We start from the raw sequence: 17,160 nt of genomic DNA, 5'->3' as shown, positions 1-17,160 counted from the left end.
GCTCTGGCAAACGAGCCAGCGCGGCGATGGTTCCTGATATCCAGTCCGCAGGAGACTGTCGCTTTCGGCTTCAGGCCGCCGCGTCGCGCGTCGCCTCCGACAGGAAAGTAAAGACATAATCGGAGAAGGAACGCCAGCATTCGACCCGGAACGCATCCTCGGCGGTGCGCAACAGCACGATCTCGACCTTGCCCAGAATGGTGCGCGACGCCGCCCCCATCGGAAAGGCGTCGAGCGACAGGTCCTGCGGACAGCCTGAATTGACCGCCGCGGCAGCCGCCGGGCCGGTGACGGAAATGGCGATGTTGCGATGCGAGATGCCGACCGCCGAATGCAACGCAGTTACCTCAGCGCAATCGGCCAGCGGATCCTTTCCGGCCTCGTCGATGATCAGCCATTCGTCCGGTCCAAGCCACAGCGCCGTGCGGCCGGCCTTGGACGCCGAGGTCTTCGGCTTGCGTGGCAAGGTCACGCCAAGCGCCTTCGCAAGCGCCGCCACGGATGCCTCAGGCGCGCGCAGCGAGATGCGCTCCGCCGGCGGCAGCACGGCAAGCCTGACGCCGGTGGCTGAAAGTTCCTGACCAGCGAGCGCGGCACGGCGTTCGGCTGAGGGCGCGGCGGCGACGGTTTTCCTGGTGGCGGTCTTAGCCATTGAGGCGCTCCCCCTTCTCGTCGAAGAACACCATGCCGGCGACCTCGACCTCGATCACTCCGTCCGGCATCGGCACGTACAATGTCTCGCCCATGCGGTCGCGACCGCCGGCGACCAGCGCCAGCGCGATCGAACGGCCACAGTTTTCCGACCAATAGCTGGATGTGACATGGCCGATCATTTTCATCGGGACCGCCTGCTTCGGATCCGCGACGACCTGCGCGCCCTCTTCCAGCACCACTTTCGGATCCTTGGTCTTCAGGCCGACAAGCTGCTTGCGGCCCTTGGCGACGAGATCCGGCCGCGCCATGCCCCTGATGCCGACAAAGTCGGTCTTCTTCTTGCCCACCGCCCAGTCGAGACCGGCATCGTTCGGCGTAACTGTGCCGTCAGTGTCCTGACCGACGATGATGTAGCCCTTTTCGGCGCGCAGCACGTGCATCGCCTCGGTGCCGTAGGCGGTCGCGCCATGCTTCTGGCCTTCGGCCCACAGCGCCTCCCAGACCGCCTGGCCGTAATCGGCCGGCACATTGACCTCGAAGCCGCGCTCGCCGCTGAACGACATGCGGAACAGCCTGGTCGGCACGCCGCATATCCTGCCTTCGCGCACCGACATATGCGGCAGCGCCTCGTCCGACATGTCGATGCCTTCGACCAGCGGCGCGATAATATCGCGCGACTTCGGCCCCTGCACCGCAATGACGGCCCATTGTTCGGTGGTCGAGGTCAGCCAGACATTGAGATGCGGGAACTCGGTCTGGAGATAGTCCTCCATATGGTTCATGACGCGCGGCGCGCCGCCCGTCGTCGTCGTCACATGGAAGCGGTCCGGCGCCAGCCTGCCGACAACGCCGTCATCATAGATGAAGCCATCCTCGCGCAGCATGATGCCATAGCGGCAACGGCCGGGCTCGAGCTTCTCCCAGGGGTTGGTGTAGAGCAACTCCATGAACTTCGCCGCATCCGGCCCGACCACCTCGATCTTGCCCAGCGTCGAGGCATCGAACAGGCCGGCCGTCTTGCGCACCGTGACACATTCGCGATCCACGGCGGCGTGCATGTCCTCGCCGCCCTTCGGGAAATACCAGGCGCGCTTCCATTGGCCGACATCCTCGAACACCGCGCCTTGGGCCTCGGCCCACGGGTGGATCGCCGTCTTGCGCGTCGGATCGAAGAGCGGACCGCGCGCATGCCCGACGATCGAACCGAAGGTGACGGGCGTATAGGGTGCCCGGAACGTCGTCAGCCCGACTTGCGGGATCGGCTTGCCCAGCGTCTCGGCGGCAATGGCCAGACCATGCATATTGGAAGTCTTGCCCTGGTCGGTCGCCATGCCATTGGTGGTGAAGCGCTTGACATGCTCGATCGAGCGCATGCCCTCATGCACGGCCTGGCGGATATCCTTGGCGGTGACGTCGTTCTGGAAATCGACAAAGGCCTTGACCGTCGTGTCCGGCCCGGCGCCGGGTGCCGCACCCAGCATGCCGCGCGACCAGCTTTCGCTGGCGTCGACCTTCGGCTTCGTGCCCCTGGCGGCCTTGGCACCGGTGTCCTTCGCCGCCTTGGCGCCTGCCGCATAGGCCTCGTCGATCGTCGCCGACAGCCCGTCGGTGCCGTTGCAGGCGCCGACCGAGACACAGTCCTGCGCATAGGTGCCGGGCACGAAACGCTTGGTTTCGTCGTTGAAGGCGACCTTGCCGCGCGATTGCGAGAACAGGTGCACCGAAGGCGTCCAGCCGGCCGACATCAGGATCGCGTCGACGGGGATGGTGCGCTCACCACCACCATTCTTCGGTTGCACGGTCATCGAGGTCACCCGCAATTTGCCGCCGGCGCTGATCACCGCACGGCCGAAATTGATCTCGATGCCGAGCGCCCTCGCCTCGTCGATCACTGGTCCGGTCGGATTGTCGCGCAGGTCGACGATGGCTGCCACGTCGACGCCGGCCTTCTTCAGGTCGATCGCCGCCGCATAGGCGGAATCATTGGCCGTGTAGACGCCAACATTCCTGCCGACGGCGACGCCATAATGGTTGAGATAGGTGCGCGCCGCCGACGCCAGCATGATGCCCGGCCGGTCGTTGTCGGCAAACACCATGTGGCGCTCGATGGCGCCGGTCGCCAGCACCACGCGCTTGGCGCGGACCTGCCACAGCCGCTCGCGCGGCAGGTCGCGGCCCGGATTTTGCAGATGATCGCTGACCCGCTCGACCAGCGCGACGAAATTCTGCGCGTAATAGCCGAAGGCCGTCGCGCGAGAGAGAACGCGGACATTGTCCAACGCCTTGAGCCTGGCGATCGCCGCTTGCGCCCAGGCAAAGCCGTCCTGGCCGTCGATCTTCGCGCCGGATTCGAAACGCAAGCTGCCGCCGAACTCCGCCTGCTCGTCGGCAAGGATGACGCGCACGCCGGTCTCGGCCGCGGCAAGTGCGGCCGCAATGCCGGCAGCACCGCCGCCCAGCACCAGCACATCGCAATGCGCGAACCGCGCTGAGTAGTGGTCGGGGTCCGGCTGGTCGGGAGCGACGCCAAGGCCGGCCGCGGCACGGATCTTGGGTTCGTAGAGGCTTTTCCACGCGGCCTTCGGCCACATGAAGGTCTTGTAGTAGAAGCCGGCCGAAAACAGCGGCGAGGCGATGTCATTGACCGCGCCGACGTCGAAGGCGAGCGACGGCCAGCGGTTCTGCGACTGCGCGGCGAGCCCGTCATAGAGCTCTTGCACGGTCGCCCGCACATTCGGCGTCTTGCGCGCCGCGTCGCGCTTGATCTCGACCAGCGCGTTGGGCTCCTCGGCGCCGGCCGACAGGAAGCCGCGCGGCCGGTGGTATTTGAACGAACGGCCGACCAGATGGACACCGTTGGCGAGCAGTGCCGAGGCCAGCGTGTCGCCCTCAATGCCGGAATAGGACTGGCCGTCGAAGCTGAAGCGCGCCGTCTTTGCCTGGCTGAGGCGCCCGGCGCCTGGAATGCGCAACGCGCCGCTCATTTGGATGCTCCCGGCAGCTTCGCGGGCTTCGGTTCGCCAGCCTTGTAGGTCATCAGGAACTTGTCACTGACGGTGTCGCGCACGGCGTTGAAGAAGCGCGCACAGCCATGCATGTGCCGCCAGCGCTCATAGATGATCCCCTTGGGGTTGGAGCGAATGAAGAAGAACTTTTCGAAGTCGTCGTCGCTCTCGCCGGCAATATCAGCCGAACGCGCGATATGCGCTTCGCCGGCATTGCGGAATTCGAGTTCCGGACGCTCTTCCTCGCAATAGGGGCAGCGGATGAGAAGCATGGTGTTTCCTACAATTCGCCGTGGCCGACATGGGCGCCGGCCGGTTGGTCGCAAAGCCGCTGGCCGAGCACCGCGAAGGGCGCGACCAGCCGGATGCGTTCCTCGACACTCGCTGCCGGGCGGAAAAGGTCGCGATCAGCCATGTTGCCGATCGTGAGTTGCAACGGGTCGGTGGTCACAATGACGTGGCGCGGCTGGAACGTCTGGTCGTCCTCAAGGTCGGCCGGCCGATTTTCCAGGAAGGTGACCACCTTCTGGCCACCGCTCCAGACACAGGCGAGCACGCCCGCGTCGACGGAAAACGGCCATCCGGTCTCGTTCTCAGTGCGGCTGATCGGTTGCAGGCGCACCTCTTCCACCGAGGGAAAATGAAACAGGCCCTGCTCGCCCGCGAGCAGCAACGGCATCGCCACGGCGACCTCGGCCATCATCAGTGCGCCACCGCCGCCGCCGCCGCCTCGTCGATCAAGCGGCCTGTGCGGAAGCGCTCGATGGTGAAGGGCGCGTTGATCGGATGCGGATCGTCCCTGGCGATGGTGTGGGCAAAGACATGGCCGGAGCCCGGCGTCGCCTTGAAGCCACCCGTGCCCCAGCCGCAATTGACATAGAGGCCGGGCACCGGCGTCTTCGCCAGGATCGGCGAGCGGTCGGGCGTCACGTCGACGATGCCGCCCCAGGAGCGCAACATCTTCATGCGCGTGAAGATCGGGAACATCTCGCAGATGGCGTCGAGCGTATGCTGCAATATGTGCAGGCCGCCGGTCTGCGAATAGGAGACATACTGGTCGGTGCCGGCGCCGATCACCAGTTCGCCCTTGTCGGACTGCGAGATATAGGCATGCACCGTGTTCGACATCACCACGCACGGCACCACCGGCTTGACCGGCTCCGACACCAGCGCCTGCAGTGGATAGCTTTCCAGCGGCATGCGCACGCCGGCCATGTTCATGATGACGGAGGAATGGCCGGCCGCCACGACGCCGACCTTCTTGGCGCCGATGAAGCCGCGCGTCGTCTCGACGCCGGTGACCGCGCCGTTGGCCGCCCGCTTGACACCGGTGACCTCGCAATTCTGGATGATGTGGACACCGCGCGCCGAAGCGCCGCGCGCATAGCCCCAGGCAACCGCATCGTGGCGAGCAGTGCCGCCACGGCGCTGCAAGGCAGCCCCCACTACGGGATAACGCGCCTGCTTCGAGATGTTCAGCGGCGGGCAGAATTCCTTCGCCTGTTCGGGCGTCAGCCACTCATTGTCGATGCCGTTCAGCCGGTTGGCGTGGACGTGGCGCTTCAGCACCTGGATGTCGTGCACATTGTGGGCGAGCATCATGACGCCGCGCGCCGAGTACATGACGTTGTAGTTGAGCTCCTGGCTCAGCCCATCCCACAGTTTCAGCGCATGGTCGTAGATGCCGGCGCTCTCGTCATAGAGATAGTTGGAGCGGATGATGGTGGTGTTGCGGCCGGTGTTGCCGCCGCCGAGCCAACCCTTTTCCAGCACCGCGACATTGGTGATGCCGTGCACCGAGGCCAGATAATAGGCGGTGGCCAGGCCATGCCCGCCGGCGCCGACGATGATGACGTCGTATTCCTTCTTCGGCTCCGGCGAGGACCATTGCTCTTCCCAGCCCTTATGGCCGCGCATGGCCTCGCGGGCGATGGCGAATACCGAATATTTTTTCAACGCTCAAGCCTCGCAGATACCGGCCGGGCATCCAATCGAGCGCCGGCGCGCGAGGTGTATCACTAGCGAAACAGCGCTGCCACCCTTGCGCTGTTTGCGACGGCGCTTGCCGTTTTGCGCCGCGACGAAAAAGACGCATCGGAAGCAATGAACTATCAAACCCTGTCATGAGGCCTTCGCAGGTATCGGGTGGCTCGTGCCGCCCTAAGCTGCGATCAACATCCCGATTGCCGGCAAAGCTGGCGCGAATAAAAGGATGCAGAAGATGCTCGCACTGACCAACAAGGTCGCCATCGTCACCGGCGCCAGTTCCGGCATCGGCCGCGCCACAGCAAAACTCTTCGCCGAGGAAGGCGCCAAGGTGGTCGTCGCTGCCCGTCGCCAGGCGGAGCTTGACGTACTCGTCGCTGAAATCGAGGACGCCGACGGCGCGGCAATCGCCCTCGCCGGCGATGTCAGGGATGAAGCCTACGCGAAAGCCCTGGTCGACCTGGCTGTCGAAAGCTTCGGCGGGCTCGACATCGCCTTCAACAATGCCGGCTCCGTCGGTCAGATGGGGCCGGTTCCCGACATGTCGCTGGAGACGTGGCATGAGACCATCGATACAAACCTGACCGGCGCCTTTATCGGTGCGAAATACCAGGTGCCGGCGCTGCTGGAGCGCGGCGGCGGCTCGCTGATCTTCACCTCCAGTTTTGTCGGCCGCACCGCCGGGATACCGGGCATGGCGGCCTATGCCGCGGCCAAGGCCGGCCTGATCGGTTTGACGCAGGTTCTGGCCGCCGAATACGGAGCACAAGGGTTGCGCGTTAACGCGCTGCTCCCGGGCGGCACCGACACGCCGGGCGCCACCACGACCACGCCGGAGGCCAGGGCTTTCGTCGAAGGCATTCATGCCCTGAAGCGCATGGCGCAGCCGCAAGAGATCGCCCGCTCGGCACTCTATCTCGCCTCCGACGCGTCGAGCTTCACCACCGGAACCGCGCTGTTTGCCGACGGCGGCGTCTCGATCAACCGGACGTGAACTGTTCGGCGGCGCGGCGCATATCAGCCGAAATGTCGCAAGACCGCCCTTGATTTTCAGTGCGATTTGACGATTTCGTTTCTCGTCGAGAACGGTCCTGGAAAACATGCTGCTGATCAGAACCTATATAGCCCAGAGCGCAATCGAAGGCGTCGGCGTGTTCGCCGCCGAGCCGATCCGGAAGGGAGCGTCGATCTGGCGCCTCGATCCGGACTTCGACCGGCTGATCCCGATGGAAAAATACGAGGCGGCACCGCCACACCTCAGGGAATTGCTCGACAGATACGCCTATCCGAGCCCAGACAGGCCGGGCTTCATGGTCTATGAAGTCGACAATGGACGCTTCATGAACCATGCCGAGCGGCCGAACACGGACTTTTCGCAGTATGGCGGCGCGACCGCTACCCGCGATATCGCGGCAGGCGAGGAAATAACCTGCGACTATGGCGAATTCTTCGAGAATTTCGCCCAGCTTCATTTGGCGACGGCATAGAGCTCAGCCAAGAAGTCGTCTAACGACGATCGATGGTGGTTTTGGCAGCCGGCCTTCATTGGCTGTGGACACAGCGCCCTGATTCTGCTATCAGCCGCCACAATTCGTGGTGTAATTCGCCGCGGAGGCTTTCGGCTATGGCCGCTTGCCTATTGATATCAAACCCGAAAGACAGGATTGCCCGTGCAGGTACTCGTTCGCGACAACAATGTTGATCAGGCGCTTCGCGCGCTCAAGAAAAAGATGCAGCGCGAAGGCATCTTCCGCGAAATGAAGATGCGCGGACATTACGAGAAGCCCTCCGAGAAGCGCGCTCGCGAAAAGGCGGAAGCCGTTCGCCGCGCCCGCAAGCTGGCCCGCAAGCGCGCCCAGCGCGAAGGCCTGCTGCCGATGACGCCGCGCCCGGTCGCGGCCGGTGCGGCCGGTGCAGCGCGTCCGCCGCGCTGATACCGCCAATTTTTCGTCCTTTTCGAAGGATACCCAAGGTGGCGCGATGCGGAATCGCCGCCACCTTTTTGTTTTGAATGCGACCCAGTTCGGAGAAGGCCGGTTCGGAGGGGGGAACGGACCTGACGGCGCGGCGGCAGTTAAGGACAGAGCAGACATGAACGCAATTACCGTGGAGCGCAGAACCGCACTGCGCGGCTTTGCACTGACGGCAGCCCTGCTTTCCGGCCTGGCGCTGGCCGGCTGCCAGACGGCCCCGACTGGCGAATTCAACAACATCGACAAGGCGCAAGGCTCGACCGAGAATATCTCCTCGCTCTCGGCCGTGATCCAACGCAATCCCCAGGATCCTGAAGGCTACAATGTGCGCGGCTCCGCCTATGGCCGCGGCGGCCAGTATCAGGCGGCGCTGAAGGATTTCAACACCGCCATCCAGCTCAATCCGAATTTCTACCAGGCCTATTCGAACCGCGCCCTCATCCAGCGCTTCCTCGGCAACCAGGAAGCCGCCCTTGCCGATTACAACCGCGCGATCCAGATCAATTCGAGCTACGACGCCGCCTATATCGGCCGCGGCAACCTCTATCGCAAGGCCGGCCGCACTCAGGAAGCCTTCAACGATTTCCAGAAGGCGATCCAGCTCGACACGACCGATGCGCGCGCCTATCACAATCGCGGCCTGATCTATCAGAGCCAGGGCCAGCACGCTTTCGCCATCGAGGATTTCTCGACCGCGATCTCACTGTCGCCGGACGCGGCCGAGCCCTACAATGGTCGCGGCCTGTCCTACCTCGCCATGAACGACGAGGACAACGCCTTCGCCGACTTCAACATGGCCATCAAGCTCGACGGCAAGAACGCCGAAGCCTGGTCCAATCAGGCGCTTATCTACGAGCGGCGCGGCGACAAGGCCAGGGCGGCGAAATCCTACCGCGAAGCGGTCCATCTCGACCCGACCTACCAGCCGGCCAAGGATGGCCTGGCGCGCACCAACGCCGGCTGATCGAAAACGGCGTTGCCGCCATGTGTGGCAGACCTGCCCGTTTGGCTTCGAAACGGATCAATAACGCCGATTACAGCGCCGCGCGTCCTTGGAGGCGCAAAGGCGCTGTAACACTTTGATTTTGCGCATGATCCTTTTCCGAAAATCGATCCATTTTTTGGGATCATGCCCGAACTCCTGCCTTGATCGCGCCAAGTTTTCGGCGGAACGCTCGACGCATTCGACCGTTTAATCCAGGCAATTGCGAAAGGATTCTCCCATGATCAAGAAAATCGGCTGCGCCGCAGCGCTCGCCACGACCCTGCTTGCCGTTCCCGTCAACGCCGGAACGCTCAGGCTTGGCACGCTTGATTGCACCATCGACGGTGGCACCGGCTATGTCATCACGTCAAACAAGGGCGTGTCCTGCACCTTCCGCCCCTATGATCACGGGCCGTCCGAGAAGTACACCGGGATGATCTCCAAGCTCGGCGTCGATATCGGCCAGACCCATCAGGGGCAACTGGCATGGGCGGTTCTGGCCGCCACCCGCAGCCGTGACGAGGGCGACCTTGCCGGCAGATATTATGGCGTCAACGCCGAGGCGAGTGTCGTGACCGGCGGCGGCGCCAATCTCCTGGTCGGTGGACTGGACGGCGCCTTCATGCTGGAGCCGCTCAGCGTCCAGGCGCAGACTGGCGTGAACCTGGCGGTGGCGGTCGCCTCGTTGGAGCTGATCCACTCCTTCAAGTAAGCGGGCACATTTGCCCCCCTCTACGTACGGCGCGGAACAGGATACTGTTTCGCGCCGTATGCTTTTTGGGGGACCGCCATGCAGAAGACTATCATCGCCGCTGCCATGATCGCCGCCGTGTTTGCAGGACGGGCTCATGCGCGAGACCAGGGTGTCGAGCTTGGCGTTCTGGATTGCGCCATCGGCGGCGGCACCGGTTTCATTTTCGGCTCGAGCAAGGATCTGAGCTGCACCTTCACGCCCGCCGACAAGACGTTTGCGCCGGAAGCCTATTTCGGCGTCGTCAACAGATACGGGCTGGACATCGGCACCACCAGACAGAGCGTGATGCAGTGGCTGGTGCTGACGCCGCTGAAAAACATCTACGCGCCGGGCGCGCTGGCCGGCGATTATGTCGGCGCCAGTGCCGAGCTGACGGCCGCGGTCGGCGCCGGCGCCAACCTGCTGGTCGGCGGCTCCTCGCAGGCCTTCACATTGCAGCCGCTCAGCCTGCAGACACAGACCGGCGCCAACATCGCCATCGGCGTCAGCCAGTTCCAGTTGCGCAGCATGGCCGACTGATCGAGGCGGATCGCCCACGCGAAAAAAACGCTTGAGCTCAACAGCGGTTGAGGTTCTACAAGCCTCCCGGCCAGAGCCGAGCGCCGTCCCAGACGCTGACGCTCCGGCGCTTTTTGGCAGAGTCGGGAGGTCGAATTGGTCGCAGGCGGCAGCAACAAGGTGGACTGGCGGGCGCTGTGGGCAGGCGGCGATTTGGCGCGCTTCTGTTTCATCAATCTCGGCATTTTTCTCTACGCCACCAACGAGACGATGCTGGCCACAGTGACGCCGGCGATGGTCAGCGAGCTGGCCGGCGTGCAGTTGGTCGGCTGGTCGCTGGCGGTCTACGAGCTCGGCGCCATCGTTGCCGGAGCGGCTGCCGGCCGGCTGGTGAGCTACGTCCCTCTGCGCACCAATATGATAGTTGCCTCGCTGCTCTATGCCTCAGGCGCGCTGATCAGCGCACTGGCGCCGTCAATGCTTGTCTTTCTCGGCGGCCGCGTCGTCGAGGGGCTTGGCGGCGGCGCATTGGTGTCTCTGGCCTTCATCTCGGTCGAGCGGCTGTTTCCGCGCGCCATCTGGCCGCAGCTCTTCGGCGTCATGTCGGCGATCTGGGGCGTCGCCGCCTTCAGTGGACCGATGCTTGGCGCGATCGTCACCGAAATCTCGTCCTGGCGCTGGGCCGTCGGCATCTTCGCGGCTGGCGGCGGCGCCATGGCATTGGCGAGTTTCATCGTGCTCGACACGCCCGGGGCGGCAAGCCCCGCAACGTCGGGCAAGGCGCCGCCTTTCCCCTACGCGGCACTCTTCTGTCTCGCCATCAGCGTGGTTCTGGTCGCCGCGGCCGGCGTCGACATTGCCGTGCTGCGTTCGTCGCTTCTGATGATCCTTGGCCTGGCCGGTCTTGCAGCCTTCTTTCGCATCGATGCCCTGAAGCCCGGCTCCCGGCTTTTCCCGTCATCGCTGTTTTCCTGGCGCTCGCCGGTCGGCGCTGGCATGACCATGGTCGCCGCCTTCTCGGTGGCGACCTGCTCCTTCGGCGTCTACGGGCCTTTGCTGCTGACCAGCCTGCACGACATCCCGCTGCTGACCACAGGCTACATCATCGCCACCGAATCGATCGCCTGGTCGATCCTGTCGATCCTTGTCGCCAACGCGCCGCAGGAGCGCGAACGGCCGATCATCGTCTGCGGCGCACTGATGATCGCGGCGGGCGTCGCCGGCTTCGCCTACACGGTGCCGTCGGGCTCCATTCCGCTGATCCTGCTTTGCGCCCTGCTGCAAGGGGGCGGCTTCGGCATCGCCTGGCCATTCATGACACGCGTTGTCGTTGCATCGGCATCTGCAAGTGAACAGACCATCGCCGCGGCCGCGGTGCCGACCATGCAGCGTATCGGTTATGCTGTGGGCGCGGCGCTTGCCGGGATCATCGCCAATGCGAGCGGCTTTTCCGACGGCCTCAACCGCGAGGCGGCGGCGAACGTCGCAAGCTGGCTGTTCCTCGCCTTCGTGCCGCTCGGCATCTTGGGATCCCTTGCCGCGCTCAAGCTGGCGACAGTGACAGGCAGGCCGCAGGAAGCGGCGGGATAGCCTAATTAGACCACAATCGTCTTCAGCCGTTCCGCGATCAGGGCGGCGAGCCGCGCCGCCACTTCGTCCTTGGTCATCTCCGGCCACTCCTCGACGCCGGTCTTGGAGACGATCCGCACCTTGTTGCGGTCGCCGCCCATCACGCCCGATGAACCGACGCCGCTTTCATGTGACACATCGTTGGCGACGATGAAATCGGTGCCTTTCTTCCTCAGCTTGGCCTCGGCGTTGCGGATGAGATCCTGCGTTTCGGCGGCAAAGCCCACGACCAGCCCCGGCCGCAGCTTGTGGTGGCCGACTCCGGCCAGGATGTCCGGATTCTCGATCATCTGCAGCGCTGGCGGCCCCTCACCCGCCACCTTCTTGATCTTCTCACCGGCCGTACCGGCGGTGCGCCAGTCGGCGACCGCCGCGACAAACACCGCCGCATCCGCTGGCAACAAGCTTTCGACCGCATCCTTCATCTCGGCCGCGGTTTCGACATGCAGTGTGGTGACGCCGGCTGGATCGGCAATCGACACCGGACCGGAGACGAGGCGGACATCGGCGCCCAGCCTGGCAAGTGCCGACGCGATGGCATGGCCCTGCTTGCCGGACGAACGGTTGGCGATGTAGCGCACCGGATCGATCGGTTCATGTGTCGGCCCCGAGGTGACGATGATCCGTCGGCCCGAAAGCGGCTTCGGCCTGGTATCGAGCAACGCCTCAATGGCGGCGACGATCTCCAGCGGTTCGGCCATGCGGCCCTCGCCGGCCTCGCTGCTCTCGGCCATCTCGCCCCTTGCCGGGCCGATGAAGACGATGCCGTCCTTGGCGAGCGTCGCGCGATTGCGCCGGGTCGCCGGATGCGACCACATTTTCGGATTCATGGCCGGCGCCAGCAGCACCGGCTTGTCGGTCGCGAGAAGCACGGTCGAGGCCAGGTCGTTGGCATGGCCATTGGCGAGTTTTGCCATCAGGTCGGCGGTGGCCGGCGCCACGACCAGAAGGTCGGCCTCGCGCGACAGCCTTATATGCCCGACATCATGCTCATCATTGCGATCGAACAGCTCGGTGAAGACGTGGTCGGCCGACAGTGCCCCGACCGACAGCGTGGTGACGAATTCCTGCGCCGCTGATGTCATCACCGTGCGCACCGACGCACCGCGCTCGCGCAGCCGGCGGATCAGGTCGAGCGCCTTGTAGGCGGCAATGCCGCCGCCGATGATGAGCAGGATACGCTTGCCGGAGAGGGTCATGCCCATGACTTCTTGTCCAGTGTCATGCCGGCTTCAGCGCCGGTTCGATATCGGTATGGATGAAATCATTGCCCTTGAAAAGAAGTGGCAGGTTCCGCGTCTTGGCCAAGGCGTAGGCAAAACAATCGCCCATATTGAGTTTGGCCGGATGGCCGGTGCCGCGACCATAGAGTGCGTAGGCTTCAATTCCGGCCTGTGCATGTTCGGCAGAGAGAGCGACAATCGTGACTTTCAGTCTTGCCAGAAGACCCGTCAACTCGACGGTGCCGGCCACGCCATAGCGTCCGACAATAACCGTGCCGCATTCCATCAGAGTCGCGGCGCTCATCAATATCTGTTGGTTTCCGGCGAGGCGCTGGGCGATCACTGGTGCGTCAGGTTCCTGCTTCAGGATAGCCACGATCGCTGAGGTGTCGACCACCACTCTCAGTCCTCCTCGATGAAGGACCAGAGATCATCGGTGAGTTTCTTCTGGTCGAAATCCACCCTTGGCAGCCGTCGGCCGAATTCAAGGATTTCCTCCGCCGTAACGACATTCTCATCACGGTCGCGGGCCGGCGCTTTGAGCAGCAGGCTTCTTGCCTCCTGCTCCATCGACACGCCATGACTGGCGGCCCGCTCGCGCAGCCTTTGCTTCAGATCTTCGTCGAGATTGCGAATGGTAAGGGTGCCCATGATTACCTTTGCGTCCCTACTGTCGGTTGAACCGTGGACTCGTCCTTGAGTACCAGGCCTCGGCGGTCGAAGCCCTTCGTGGTCGGAAGACCAACGGAGGCAGCGAGTACGTCCCGTGCCTCCTGTTCCATGGAGACGCCGCGCGCAGCGCCGCGCTCACGCAGCCGCTGCATGACATGGTCTTCCAGATTGCGGACAGTAATCCTAGCCATAGTTGCACTCCTGGGTGCAATATAGCGATCCTATTTTCCGACCGCAATGACAGCACTGCTGTCATTGCATGCACTCAGAGCAGTTTCCAGGCGATATAAAGCAGCGTCAGCGCGATCACCCACAGCGCCAGCCGGCCGGACCTTGTATAGCGCGCCTCGGCCTTGCCTATGGCGCGGGCGGTCGTCTCGTCGAAGCGCAGGCCATGTTCGGCCATCAGGTCGATCTCGCGCGACAGCCGCTCGGTGCGGGCGGCGAGGTCGGGCGCCTGGCGGGCCAGCGCCAGCATCGCCTTGGCGCCATCGCGCGCATCGGTGAGCAGGCCGCGCGGGCCGAGATTGCCAGCGATCCAGTCGCCGACCACCGGTTCGGACGTCTTCCACATGTTGAAGGCCGGATCGAGCGTGCGGGCTACACCTTCGACCACCACCATCGTCTTCTGCAGCAGGATCAGCTCCGGCCGTGTCGCCATGTCGAACAGTTCGGTCACCTCGAACAGCAGCGTCAACAGCTTGGCCATCGAGATGGTCTCGGCCGGCTGGCCATGGATCGGTTCGCCGATGGCGCGGATCGCCTGCGCAAAGGCGGCGACATTGTGCTGGCGCGGCACATAGCCGGCCTCGAAATGCACTTCGGCGACGCGCAGATAGTCGCGGGTGATGAAGCCATAGAGGATTTCGGCGAGGAACCGGCGCTCCTTCTTGCCGAGCCGGCCGGCAATGCCAAGATCAACGGCGACGATGGTGCCGTTGGCCTCGACGAACAGGTTTCCCGGATGCATGTCGGCATGGAAGAAGCCGTCGCGCAGCGTATGGCGCAGAAACGACTGGATGAGGTTGACGGCGATCGCCTTGAGATCGTGACCGGCATCGATGAGGCCGGCGATGTCGTTCATCTTGACGCCATCGACCCACTCCATGGTCAGCACGTCGCGGCCGGTCCGCTCCCAGTCGACGGACGGCACGCGAAAACCGGGATCGTCCTTAGTGTTCTCGCCGAGTTCGGAAAGGGCCGCCGCCTCAAGCCTCAGATCCATCTCGATCTTGGTGGTCTGCGCCAGGGTCTCGGTCACCTCGACCGGCCGCAGCCGGCGTGACGACGGTATGTATTTCTCCTGCAGGCGGGCAGCCAGGAAATAGCTTTCGAGATCATGGAAGAAGCGGCGGCGCACGCCGGGCCGGATGACCTTCACCGCTACTCTTGTAGCAACGCCGTCATGAACGGTTTCAGCGGAATGAACCTGGGCGATCGAGGCGGCAGCGACGGCATCGCCGAAACTGACGTAGAGATCGCCGATCTTGCGCCCGAGCGAGGCCTCTATCGCAGCGACGGCCGCGGCCTGCGGAAAGGTATGCATCTTGTCCTGCAGCATGGCGAGATCGAGCGCCATGTCGTTGCCGACGACGTCGGGCCTTGTCGCCAGGAACTGGCCAAGCTTGACGTAGGATGGCCCGAGCCGCACCACCGCCTTGGCCAGCCGATCGCCGCGTTCATAGGCAAGCGCGCGGCGGCGGGTGAACAGCCGCGCCAGGCGCCAGCCGAACTTCGGCAGGCCGGAAAGCTCTTCGCCCGGCAGAGCGGCGACGACGCCTTCGCGGACCAGCACCCAGCCGGCCCGTACGAGCCTGAAAGCAGCGCCGACGGAACTCATGATCGGGCCAGCCTCAAAGCTTCCAGCCCGAATGCAGCGCGGCGATGCCGCCGGAATAGTTGCGGAACGAGACGCGGTCGAAGCCCGCGCGGGTGATCATGTCAGCAAAATTCTGCTGATTGGGAAATTTGCGGATCGATTCCACCAGATAGGAATAAGGTTCGCCGTCGCCGGTGACCGCCTTGCCGATCCTGGGGATGGCGTTGAACGACCAGGCCTCATAGGCCTTGTCGAGCAGCGGCATCTCGACCTCGGAAAATTCCAGACAGAGAAAGCGCCCGCCGGGCTTTAGGACGCGATAGGCTTCGGCAAGCGCGACATCGATGCGCGGCACGTTGCGGATGCCGAAAGCGATCGTGTAGGCATCGAATGTGGCATCGGGGAAAGGCAGTTCTTCGGCATTGGCCTCGACGAAATCGGTATTGTCGGCCAGCCCTTTTTTCTCGGCCCGGTCGCGGCCGACGGCAAGCATCGAGCCGTTGATATCGAGAACCGTGGCATGGGCATGACCGTGGCTCGCCTCGACGATACGGAAGGCGATGTCGCCGGTGCCACCGGCAACGTCGAGAACCTTCCAACCTGGGCGTTTCGGCGGATTGAGCCACGTCACCATGGCGTCCTTCCACAACCGGTGCAGCCCGGCCGACATCAGATCGTTCATCAGGTCGTAGCGGTTGGCGACCTTGTGGAAAACGTCGTTCACCAGCGACTGCTTGTCGCCTGCCCCTACGCGCTTGAAACCATAGGAGGTTTCCATGCCGCCCGCAGCCGTGGTTCTCTCAACTGACATTATTTTGATCCGTCATAAAACCGGCGGGACCATAGCCGATCGATGGTGCGGGCGCTATTGTTTAAGGCGCGGTGTTCGGCCGCGCTTCTGGTGCGGCTTTATATCCACACCGGACGGATCTGACGGGATGACTGCATGCCATTGAAAGCGGAACTGCACTGCCATATCGAAGGGGCAGCGGCGCCCGAACTCGTCATCCGCCAGGCACAGAAATATGGCAAGGACACCTCGCCCTACATACGGGACGGCGCATTCGTCTGGCACGATTTCAGCTCTTTCCTCGCCGCCTATGATTTCTCCTCCGACCTGTTCCGCACCGAAGAGGACTATGCGCGGCTGGCTGACCACTATCTGACCAGTCTCGCCCGCGACGGCGCCATCTATTCCGAGATCTTCACGTCGCCCGATCACGCGACAAAGGCCGGACTGTCGCCCAAGGCCTATACGGATGCGCTTGGCGAAGGCATGTCTCGCGCCAAGGCCAAGACCGGCATAGAGGGCCGCATGATCGTCACCGGCGTGCGCCATATCGGCGTCGAGGCGATCGAGCAGGCGGCGCGTTTCGCGGCGCGCTGCGGCCATCCGCTGGTGACCGGCTTCGGCGTCGCCGGCGACGAGCGGATCGGCGACCTGGAGGATTATGTCCGGGCCTTCGAGATCGCCCGCGAGGCCGGCCTCGGCATCACCGTCCATGCCGGCGAACTGATGGGCTGGGAGAGTGTGGCGGCAGCACTCGACCATATCCGCCCCTCCCGCATCGGCCATGGCGTGCGGGCCATCGAAAACCCCGACCTTGTCAGGCGCATTGCCGACGAGGGCGTCGTGCTCGAATGCTGCCCCGGTTCCAACATCGCGCTGAAGGTTTTCGACAGCTTTGCCGACCACCCTTTTCCGGCACTCAAGGCAGCGGGCTGCAAGGTGACGCTCAACTCCGACGACCCGCCCTATTTCTGGACGTCGCTGAAGCGCGAATACGACCTTGCCGCCGAGCATTTCTCGATGAACGACAAGGCGCTCACCGCCGTCACCAGAACGGCAATAGAGGCCGCGTTCGTCGACAGGAAGACCAAGGCGACCTTGCTAGCCCGCCTCAACGGTGCGGGGCGTTAAGGCTCTTTTTTTCCGGCAAAAGCTGTGGTCGGCGCCAGCAA

At 63.9% G+C, this 17,160-nt stretch carries 19 protein-coding genes; 8 read left to right on the top strand and 11 right to left on the bottom strand.

Going from position 1 to position 17,160, the window contains the following annotated elements:
* Positions 1–70 precede the first annotated feature (70 nt).
* Genes C9427_RS12685 through C9427_RS12665 form a run of 5 tightly spaced genes read right to left on the bottom strand, consistent with a single transcriptional unit; the run spans position 71 to position 5,615 of the window.
* The gene (locus tag C9427_RS12685; protein ID WP_107649510.1) at positions 71–652 is read right to left on the bottom strand and encodes a sarcosine oxidase subunit gamma; all 582 of its coding nucleotides are present in this window, start codon (positions 650–652) and stop codon (positions 71–73) included.
* Positions 645–3,638 carry a sarcosine oxidase subunit alpha gene (locus C9427_RS12680; protein ID WP_107649509.1) on the bottom strand — a complete coding sequence of 998 codons (2,994 nt, stop codon included), beginning with the start codon at positions 3,636–3,638 and terminating at the stop codon, positions 645–647. The genes C9427_RS12685 and C9427_RS12680 overlap by 8 nt, the downstream gene beginning before the upstream one ends.
* On the bottom strand, positions 3,635–3,931 hold the full coding sequence (locus tag C9427_RS12675) for a sarcosine oxidase subunit delta (protein ID WP_107649508.1): 297 nt from the start codon (positions 3,929–3,931) through the stop codon (positions 3,635–3,637). The genes C9427_RS12680 and C9427_RS12675 overlap by 4 nt, the downstream gene beginning before the upstream one ends.
* 8 nt (positions 3,932–3,939) lie before the next feature.
* Positions 3,940–4,362: a hypothetical protein gene (locus C9427_RS12670; RefSeq protein WP_107649507.1), complete on the bottom strand. Its 423-nt coding sequence runs from the start codon at positions 4,360–4,362 to the stop codon at positions 3,940–3,942.
* Positions 4,362–5,615 (bottom strand): sarcosine oxidase subunit beta, encoded by a 1,254-nt coding sequence (locus tag C9427_RS12665; RefSeq protein ID WP_107649506.1) that lies wholly within the window; start codon positions 5,613–5,615, stop codon positions 4,362–4,364. Before C9427_RS12665 ends, C9427_RS12670 begins: the two co-directional genes overlap by 1 nt.
* A gap of 265 nt (positions 5,616–5,880) precedes the next feature.
* Here C9427_RS12665 and C9427_RS12660 point away from each other — a divergent pair, with 265 nt between their 5' ends.
* The 7 genes from C9427_RS12660 to C9427_RS12630 all read left to right on the top strand — a co-directional run bounded on the left by C9427_RS12660 (position 5,881) and on the right by C9427_RS12630 (position 11,445).
* Complete coding sequence (locus tag C9427_RS12660; protein ID WP_107649650.1) at positions 5,881–6,639, top strand: SDR family oxidoreductase; 759 nt, start codon at positions 5,881–5,883, stop codon at positions 6,637–6,639.
* A 106-nt stretch (positions 6,640–6,745) separates the two neighbouring features.
* On the top strand, positions 6,746–7,132 hold the full coding sequence (locus C9427_RS12655; protein WP_107649505.1) for an SET domain-containing protein: 387 nt from the start codon (positions 6,746–6,748) through the stop codon (positions 7,130–7,132).
* Positions 7,133–7,315: 183 nt separating this feature from the next.
* The gene (gene rpsU, locus C9427_RS12650) at positions 7,316–7,579 is read left to right on the top strand and encodes a 30S ribosomal protein S21 (RefSeq protein WP_008874389.1); all 264 of its coding nucleotides are present in this window, start codon (positions 7,316–7,318) and stop codon (positions 7,577–7,579) included.
* 157 nt (positions 7,580–7,736) lie between these two features.
* A complete protein-coding gene (locus C9427_RS12645; protein WP_097572981.1) occupies positions 7,737–8,582 on the top strand; it encodes a tetratricopeptide repeat protein in 846 nt (281 codons plus the stop codon).
* 259 nt (positions 8,583–8,841) lie between these two features.
* Positions 8,842–9,315 carry a DUF992 domain-containing protein gene (locus C9427_RS12640; RefSeq protein WP_107649504.1) on the top strand — a complete coding sequence of 158 codons (474 nt, stop codon included), beginning with the start codon at positions 8,842–8,844 and terminating at the stop codon, positions 9,313–9,315.
* Positions 9,316–9,393: 78 nt separating this feature from the next.
* Positions 9,394–9,876: a DUF992 domain-containing protein gene (locus C9427_RS12635; protein WP_107649503.1), complete on the top strand. Its 483-nt coding sequence runs from the start codon at positions 9,394–9,396 to the stop codon at positions 9,874–9,876.
* 135 nt (positions 9,877–10,011) lie between these two features.
* Positions 10,012–11,445, top strand: coding sequence for an MFS transporter (locus C9427_RS12630; protein ID WP_107649502.1), 1,434 nt, complete (start codon positions 10,012–10,014; stop codon positions 11,443–11,445).
* A 5-nt stretch (positions 11,446–11,450) separates the two neighbouring features.
* Here the strand turns inward: C9427_RS12630 and coaBC are convergent, their stop codons facing one another.
* The 6 genes from coaBC to ubiE form a co-directional block, all read right to left on the bottom strand.
* The gene (coaBC, locus tag C9427_RS12625; protein ID WP_107649649.1) at positions 11,451–12,683 is read right to left on the bottom strand and encodes a bifunctional phosphopantothenoylcysteine decarboxylase/phosphopantothenate--cysteine ligase CoaBC; all 1,233 of its coding nucleotides are present in this window, start codon (positions 12,681–12,683) and stop codon (positions 11,451–11,453) included.
* Positions 12,684–12,705: 22 nt separating this feature from the next.
* Complete coding sequence (locus tag C9427_RS12620; protein WP_107649501.1) at positions 12,706–13,107, bottom strand: type II toxin-antitoxin system VapC family toxin; 402 nt, start codon at positions 13,105–13,107, stop codon at positions 12,706–12,708.
* Between the two features lie 2 nt (positions 13,108–13,109).
* Positions 13,110–13,358 carry a FitA-like ribbon-helix-helix domain-containing protein gene (locus C9427_RS12615; protein ID WP_107649500.1) on the bottom strand — a complete coding sequence of 83 codons (249 nt, stop codon included), beginning with the start codon at positions 13,356–13,358 and terminating at the stop codon, positions 13,110–13,112.
* Positions 13,359–13,360: 2 nt separating this feature from the next.
* A complete protein-coding gene (locus C9427_RS12610; RefSeq protein ID WP_107649499.1) occupies positions 13,361–13,570 on the bottom strand; it encodes a FitA-like ribbon-helix-helix domain-containing protein in 210 nt (69 codons plus the stop codon).
* Positions 13,571–13,644: 74 nt separating this feature from the next.
* On the bottom strand, positions 13,645–15,219 hold the full coding sequence (gene ubiB / locus C9427_RS12605; RefSeq protein WP_107649498.1) for a 2-polyprenylphenol 6-hydroxylase: 1,575 nt from the start codon (positions 15,217–15,219) through the stop codon (positions 13,645–13,647).
* A 13-nt stretch (positions 15,220–15,232) separates the two neighbouring features.
* Positions 15,233–16,009 (bottom strand): bifunctional demethylmenaquinone methyltransferase/2-methoxy-6-polyprenyl-1,4-benzoquinol methylase UbiE, encoded by a 777-nt coding sequence (gene ubiE, locus C9427_RS12600; RefSeq protein WP_107649497.1) that lies wholly within the window; start codon positions 16,007–16,009, stop codon positions 15,233–15,235.
* Positions 16,010–16,144: 135 nt separating this feature from the next.
* On the opposite strand from ubiE, the gene C9427_RS12595 reads away from it, so the two are divergent.
* Positions 16,145–17,119: an adenosine deaminase gene (locus tag C9427_RS12595; RefSeq protein ID WP_107649496.1), complete on the top strand. Its 975-nt coding sequence runs from the start codon at positions 16,145–16,147 to the stop codon at positions 17,117–17,119.
* Positions 17,120–17,160 lie beyond the last annotated feature (41 nt).

It is taken from the genome of Mesorhizobium helmanticense (genome assembly GCF_003034915.1).
GTDB classification, from domain to species: Bacteria; Pseudomonadota; Alphaproteobacteria; order Rhizobiales; family Rhizobiaceae; genus Mesorhizobium; species Mesorhizobium helmanticense.
The sequence above is the reverse complement of the archived record's forward strand: the minus strand, read 5'-3'. Positions and strand labels throughout refer to the sequence as shown.

Coding starts and splice junctions, on each gene's coding strand:
- C9427_RS12685 (WP_107649510.1), bottom strand. CDS start 652: ATGGCTAAGACCGCCACCAGGAAAACCGTCGCCGCCGCGCCCTCAGCC.
- C9427_RS12680 (WP_107649509.1), bottom strand. CDS start 3,638: ATGAGCGGCGCGTTGCGCATTCCAGGCGCCGGGCGCCTCAGCCAGGCA.
- C9427_RS12675 (WP_107649508.1), bottom strand. CDS start 3,931: ATGCTTCTCATCCGCTGCCCCTATTGCGAGGAAGAGCGTCCGGAACTC.
- C9427_RS12670 (WP_107649507.1), bottom strand. CDS start 4,362: ATGATGGCCGAGGTCGCCGTGGCGATGCCGTTGCTGCTCGCGGGCGAG.
- C9427_RS12660 (WP_107649650.1), top strand. CDS start 5,881: ATGCTCGCACTGACCAACAAGGTCGCCATCGTCACCGGCGCCAGTTCC.
- C9427_RS12655 (WP_107649505.1), top strand. CDS start 6,746: ATGCTGCTGATCAGAACCTATATAGCCCAGAGCGCAATCGAAGGCGTC.
- C9427_RS12645 (WP_097572981.1), top strand. CDS start 7,737: ATGAACGCAATTACCGTGGAGCGCAGAACCGCACTGCGCGGCTTTGCA.
- C9427_RS12640 (WP_107649504.1), top strand. CDS start 8,842: ATGATCAAGAAAATCGGCTGCGCCGCAGCGCTCGCCACGACCCTGCTT.
- C9427_RS12635 (WP_107649503.1), top strand. CDS start 9,394: ATGCAGAAGACTATCATCGCCGCTGCCATGATCGCCGCCGTGTTTGCA.
- coaBC (WP_107649649.1), bottom strand. CDS start 12,683: ATGACCCTCTCCGGCAAGCGTATCCTGCTCATCATCGGCGGCGGCATT.
- C9427_RS12615 (WP_107649500.1), bottom strand. CDS start 13,358: ATGGGCACCCTTACCATTCGCAATCTCGACGAAGATCTGAAGCAAAGG.
- C9427_RS12610 (WP_107649499.1), bottom strand. CDS start 13,570: ATGGCTAGGATTACTGTCCGCAATCTGGAAGACCATGTCATGCAGCGG.
- ubiB (WP_107649498.1), bottom strand. CDS start 15,219: ATGAGTTCCGTCGGCGCTGCTTTCAGGCTCGTACGGGCCGGCTGGGTG.
- ubiE (WP_107649497.1), bottom strand. CDS start 16,009: ATGTCAGTTGAGAGAACCACGGCTGCGGGCGGCATGGAAACCTCCTAT.
- C9427_RS12595 (WP_107649496.1), top strand. CDS start 16,145: ATGCCATTGAAAGCGGAACTGCACTGCCATATCGAAGGGGCAGCGGCG.